Raw genomic sequence first — 5337 nt, forward strand, 5'->3', positions numbered from 1 at the left:
GGCTGGGGCGGGTCGAAGGGAAACCACATGCCGCGATCAAGAGGCAAATCGGTGCGAAACATTAGGCCTAAGCGCTGCTGCTCAGGGGTGCGGGCCACTTCCAGCTCAAAGCGCTTGCCAGCAAGGGTTACTTCCGCTTCCACCGGCAGGTGCTGGGGCTGTCCTTTGGCCGGAGTTGCGTTGGCAACGGCTGCCGTCCCCTGGGCTTCTCCTCCAGCGGCGCATCCCAGCAGCAGAGCCAGGCCCAAGGCAATCCCGCTTGCTGTGACAACCTGGCGCTCTCTTACCCACCAACTCATCCCTTTCTCCTGCTGAGCTGTGCAGGCTTAATCCTACCCTGCTCTCTAGAGTTTGGCCGGGATCCCCTGCGGGCTTTGGCCTGTCGATCTCACCTCAAGCGCAGCCGCAATGGCCGGCCTGGGCAGGGGCCATCCACCCCCAACCCGATACCATAGCCATAGACTCGTTCCCCACCCGGCCAGGAGAGCCCCGATGAAAGACCTTTTGAGCATGTCCTCGGTGAGCCGGATCCCGCTGCTGGCTCTGCTGGGCCTATTGCTTTTGGGTCTCCGGCCCACCCACGGGGAAACCTCGGTGCGAACCCCGTTTGAGCCGACCGTGACCGATGGGGAAGGCTATGGAGAGGAGGCTGTGGCCCAGCAAGCCCAAAGTCGCTTTGCGCTAAAGCTATTCGATTACCTCCTCCAGCAGCAACCGCAAGAGAACCTCTTTTTCTCCCCCTTGAGCCTTCGTCTGGCCCTGAGCATGCTGTACAACGGCGCTGCTGGAGAGACCCAAGCGGCGATGGCTAAGGTGCTGGAGGCCCAGGAACTCTCCCTCAATGAGTTGAACTGGACCAATGCCCAGATGGTGCGCTGGCTGGTGGAGCGATCCCAAGCAGAAGGACCGATCCAGGTGCAAATGGCCAACGGCCTTTGGGTCGATACAACCCTCACCTTGCGCCCCTCCTTTTTGCAAGCCCTGGCCACCTATTACCAAGCAGTGGCCAATCGGGTGGAGCTGGGATCCCGCCAGACGGTGCAGGCGATTAACCGTTGGGTAGCCGAGCGCACCCAGGGCCAGATTGACCGCATCGTGGATCGCCTCAGCCGTGAAGACAGGATGGTTTTGCTCAACGCCATCTATTTCAAGGGAGAGTGGACCCAGCCCTTCGATCCGACCCTGACCAAGCCCCAGCCCTTCACCCGCGCCGATGGCCGCCGTGTCCAAGTGCCGCTGATGGCCCAATCCGGTCGCTACGGCTACCGGGAGACCGAGCAGCTCCAGGTGGTGCGCCTGCCCTATGGGGAAGGGGAACTGGCCATGCTGATCCTGCTGCCCAAACCAGGGGTGAGCTTAGCAGCCCTGCGGGAGAAGCTTAGCCCAGAAACTTGGCAAGAATGGACGGGATCCCTGTCCACCCGCCCTGGCTCGGTGCGGATCCCCAAGTTTAAGCTGACCTCCGAAATCGATCTGGGGCCAGCTTTGCAGCAGTTGGGCATGGGGATTGCCTTTTCCCGGCGGGCCGATTTTAGCCAACTGACCCCAGAGCCAACGCAGGTCAGCAGAGTCTTGCACAAGGCGGCCATCGAAGTTAACGAAGAGGGATCCGAGGCGGCTGCTGCCACCGGGGTAATCGTCTCCCGCACCGCCCTCGACCGGCAAGAGCCCTTCCAATTTGTAGCGGATCGCCCCTTCTGGTTGGCCATTGTGGCCTCCGGAGCCAACCGGGAGGCGCAAACTGTGCTGTTTATGGGATCCGTAGTCAGCCCGGAGTAGAGGGCTATAGCCCTGCTGGGAGATCCGACTTGGGCACTCCGTCCTTTTCCAGGAGCAACTGAGCGCGGCTGGGGCGGCCCCACAGCACCCGCTCCTGTTTGTAGACCACCATGCCAGGGGGGGATCCCTTGGGCTTAAAGACGCACTTAGGGCGGGTATATACCACCGGCACCTGGTCGCTAAGGCGACCGCGGCTAAAATACGCCGCCAAGTCGGCAGCCGCTTGCAGATCTTCGCTTTCGGCCACAGCCCCAGGAGGCAGGCGCAGGAGCACATGGCTACCCGGGATCTCCTGGGCGTGAAACCACCAATCCTGGTCTTGGGCAAGGCGAAAGGTCAGCCGCTCATTTTGCCAGTTGTTGCGCCCCACCCAGATAGGGAAACCACTGGGGCTAGTGAAGCAATAGGGGTTGAAGCTGGCTGCAGGGGAACGTCTAGCTCCCTCCGCCTTGCTAGGACTCTCGAGGTAACCTTGCTGAATAAGCTCCGCCTCAATTTCTGCAAGGATGACCAAGTCCTGGGGATCCCGGTAGGCCTCCAGCTGCTGCAGGGCTGCCTCCACTTGCTCTAGGTAGCGGATCTCTTGCTCTGTGGCTGCTAGCAAAGGTTGCACTGCCTCCTGGGCTCGCTTTTGTTTGCGGTGCTTGCGGTAGTAGGCCTGGGCGTTGAGAACAGCGTTTTTCTCCGGATCCAGCGGGATCTTGACCATCTGGCCGCTAAAAAAGTCTGGCAGCTCCAGCGAGCTCAGCCCTGGCCGCCAGAGGTGGAGATGGGCCATGAGGAGATCGGCAGCCTGCTTGGAGGCTTCTGCTTGGGCTGAGTCGGCCAACATCTTCTCGAAGTGGTCGCGCCGCTGGCGGAGTTTTTTGAGCAGGGCGGCCAGCTTTTGCCCCAGCCGCTGTCGCTCCCGCTCAAAGCGTTCGCGGTTAAGCTGGGCTTGGTAGTAGGCTTCCAGGAGCTGGTGCAAGTTGGGCTGAGAGGGATCCCCGCTAGAGCCCCTCCAGCCGAGAAGAGTGTACCCCTGGGAGGTGAGTGCCGGCTCAAACCGACCCGTTTCCAGGCGGGCCAGCCAGTCCTGCCACCAAAAAAACAGCGCCTGCCACTCCTGGGGCGAGAGTTGGTTGCTGGGGGTTTGGGGTGGGATCCCCGCTTGGAGGCACATTGCCTCTGCCAAGTGCCGGCTGAGGCCGCGGTAGCAGCGCAGGAGCCGCTGAGCAATAGGGCCGGGGACTAGAGCCAGGCGCTCTTGCCACTGAGAGAAGGGCTCGGCTCGCTGCGGGATTGGGTCGGTCAGGGCAGGGGGGGCTTCGTAAGCAAGTCCCGGCTGTACGGGGCGTACCCGCGATTGCCGCTCGCTTACCCCGTGGCCACAGGCTAGGATCAGGCCTGCCTCGTCCACCAAGATGGCATTGCTGTACTTCCCCATCACTTCCAGATAAAGGTGGCGCTGCGGCGGATCCCCGGGGCGAGGGCCAAAGCGAAAGTCAATCACCCGCTCCCACTCGTCCAGCAGCGCCAGCTCCGTCAGGGCCAAGCCCCGCAGGTGCCGCTGCAGGTGTTGGCTAAATGAAAAATCCTCTGGCTCCTTGGGAGGAGCCTGACAGAGGTGAACTCGGGCCGCCTGGGGATGCCAAGACAACAGCAAGCAAGGGCGGGCCCTAAGAGTGCGCAAGCCGATCACCACTGTCCACAGATCGGTTTGCTGGATCCACTCCACGCGGGCAGGCAGCAAGGGATCCCCGCCGGCCTCAGCCCCTTTTAGCTCCGCCAGTACAGCACGGAGGGTGGTTAGATCAACCGGTTGCATCCCTGCTGCTCCTTGGGATCGGGCAACGCCTGGGGAACCAAACGAGGGCCTCCTTCCATTATCTGCCGCTCCCCCAGTCGGCGCTGGCGGCAAAAGGACTCCGCCCAATCGACTTGAGCGGCAACCAAGGGGCTGCATTGGGGCAAGAGGCTTGGTACTTCCACCTTTGGGCTTTTTGGCCCAGGTGCCTTGAATTCTCAGGCAGAAATCCCGAGCTGCCTAGTCCTCGTCTTCATCGTCATATTCATCATCGTACTCCTCCTCTTCCACTGACTCGTCCAGATCAAGCAGCACAGCATTGAGTTGGTCGAACAGGGCTGGTGAGTCCTCTGGGTTCAGGAGGTAGGGATCCCCCTCATCAGGCAGGGCTACGTAGACCAGAACTGGGTCGAGGGGCGTAAAGATGCCGTACTTCTTATCTTTGTAGAAGAAGGTAGCCAGCAGTTGGAATTCCTGGGCATCTTCCTCGCTTTCGCCCAGTTCGAACACATCTTCCTCTTCCACAGGGGGCAACTCTCCCTGGACCGTTAGGATGTCAAAGCCGTTTTGCTGCAGAGTCAAGTTCAACTCCGCCAAAACGGCCTGGATGGTGGGCAGGGCAGCCTGGAGCTCTTCTGGATCCGGCTCATCCAGGATCCCTTCCATGTCCGCATCTCCGTTCACCGCTTGGCCGGGCTCCTCCTCCCCCTCCCAAACCAGCACTTTGATCACGGCGTCCACGGGCGTGGCCAGTGCATAGGTTTGCTCCTCAATGACCACCTGCCTCAGGATCTCGCATTTCAGAGGCTGGTTCTGCTCGTCGCGGAGCACTAAGGTTTCACGGGATTCGGTCATGGAAAGCAACCCAGGGTAGGAAAATGAGGTCAACCAAAGCTTATTCTCCCATGTTCTGATCCCCCGCAGAACTTAGAGATCCTCGCCAGGCCGCTCATCGGTGCTGCCGGCTTCGGCTTGGGCCAGGGCTTCCAGCGCCAGCAGGATCTCCTCTTCCCGCCGGGTATAGGTCTCTTCGTCGATTTCCCCTAGATCGAGCTGAATCTGGAGAGCGGTGAGTTCTTTCTGGAGGTTTTCTTTGCTGTCGAGTTGCGCCTCGGCCCGTTCTCGAATCTGCTCCGCCAACCACAGCAGGCTCTGCGCCGGCCACGTCAGTAATTGCCAAACCATCCCCGCGCCTCTCCTGGGATTAGGTCAATCCTAACAAGTGGATCCCGCCTCCGCCCTAAGAACCAATAACCAATGCCAGCAAGCCTGCCCCCTCTGCCCGCTCCCCCTCCGGCCTTCATCTTAGGGATCAATCCTCCCTAGCCGTTCCGAGAGTGCTTCTCGATCCAATCCATCAGCTCTTGCTCAGACGGCGTGCAGAGACACTCACCTGTGAGCGGATCCTGGGCGTGCCACCAGACCGTGCCGCCACCATCCACCCACTGGCGCACCCGCAGCTCCTCCTGGACGCTCAACACGGCTTTCAGGCCCTCCCAAAGGTGGCGCCATCTTTCAGGCAGACCCAAAACAGAGGGATCCCTGCCGCTGGACTCTGCTGCTAGTTGCCGTTGCTCCTGTTCCAGCAACTCCAGCAGGCGGGTGTTGTTGGCTGCCCTGGCTGCTTCTAGACGATGGGCCAGAGAGGCAGCGATGTTCCGCCGATGGCAGGCCAGGAAGCTAACTCTACTCGCTTCAGCAGTTGCGTTCATGAGAGATCTCCCCACCCTGACCTCTACACGCCAATTCTATCGTAGATTCTGTAGCAATAG

General features: G+C 60.9%; 6 protein-coding genes. 1 reads left to right on the forward strand and 5 read right to left on the reverse strand.

The annotated features are described in order from the left end of the window. A partial coding sequence (locus NW863_RS09420) for a DUF192 domain-containing protein (RefSeq protein WP_414365946.1) occupies positions 1-299 on the reverse strand: 299 nt, incomplete at its 3' end. A 193-nt stretch (positions 300-492) separates the two neighbouring features. Between NW863_RS09420 and NW863_RS09425 the strand changes: the two genes are divergently transcribed. After that, positions 493-1779, forward strand: a complete 1287-nt coding sequence (locus NW863_RS09425; RefSeq protein ID WP_414365947.1) for a serpin family protein — start codon at positions 493-495, stop codon at positions 1777-1779. Between the two features lie 4 nt (positions 1780-1783). Here NW863_RS09425 and NW863_RS09430 read toward each other — a convergent pair whose 3' ends face one another. The 4 genes from NW863_RS09430 to NW863_RS09445 all read right to left on the reverse strand — a co-directional run bounded on the left by NW863_RS09430 (position 1784) and on the right by NW863_RS09445 (position 5277). Next, complete coding sequence (locus NW863_RS09430; RefSeq protein WP_414365948.1) at positions 1784-3586, reverse strand: NFACT family protein; 1803 nt, start codon at positions 3584-3586, stop codon at positions 1784-1786. A gap of 219 nt (positions 3587-3805) precedes the next feature. Continuing rightward, positions 3806-4420, reverse strand: a complete 615-nt coding sequence (locus NW863_RS09435) for a DUF3727 domain-containing protein (protein ID WP_414365949.1) — start codon at positions 4418-4420, stop codon at positions 3806-3808. A gap of 72 nt (positions 4421-4492) precedes the next feature. Continuing rightward, a complete protein-coding gene (locus NW863_RS09440) occupies positions 4493-4750 on the reverse strand; it encodes a gas vesicle protein GvpG (protein ID WP_414365950.1) in 258 nt (85 codons plus the stop codon). Positions 4751-4887: 137 nt separating this feature from the next. Continuing rightward, positions 4888-5277, reverse strand: a complete 390-nt coding sequence (locus NW863_RS09445) for a hypothetical protein (protein WP_414362573.1) — start codon at positions 5275-5277, stop codon at positions 4888-4890. Between the last annotated feature and the right edge of the window lie 60 nt (positions 5278-5337).

The sequence above is a fragment of the Synechococcus sp. B60.1 genome (assembly GCF_047462555.1).
GTDB lineage: Bacteria > Cyanobacteriota > Cyanobacteriia > Thermostichales > Thermostichaceae > Thermostichus.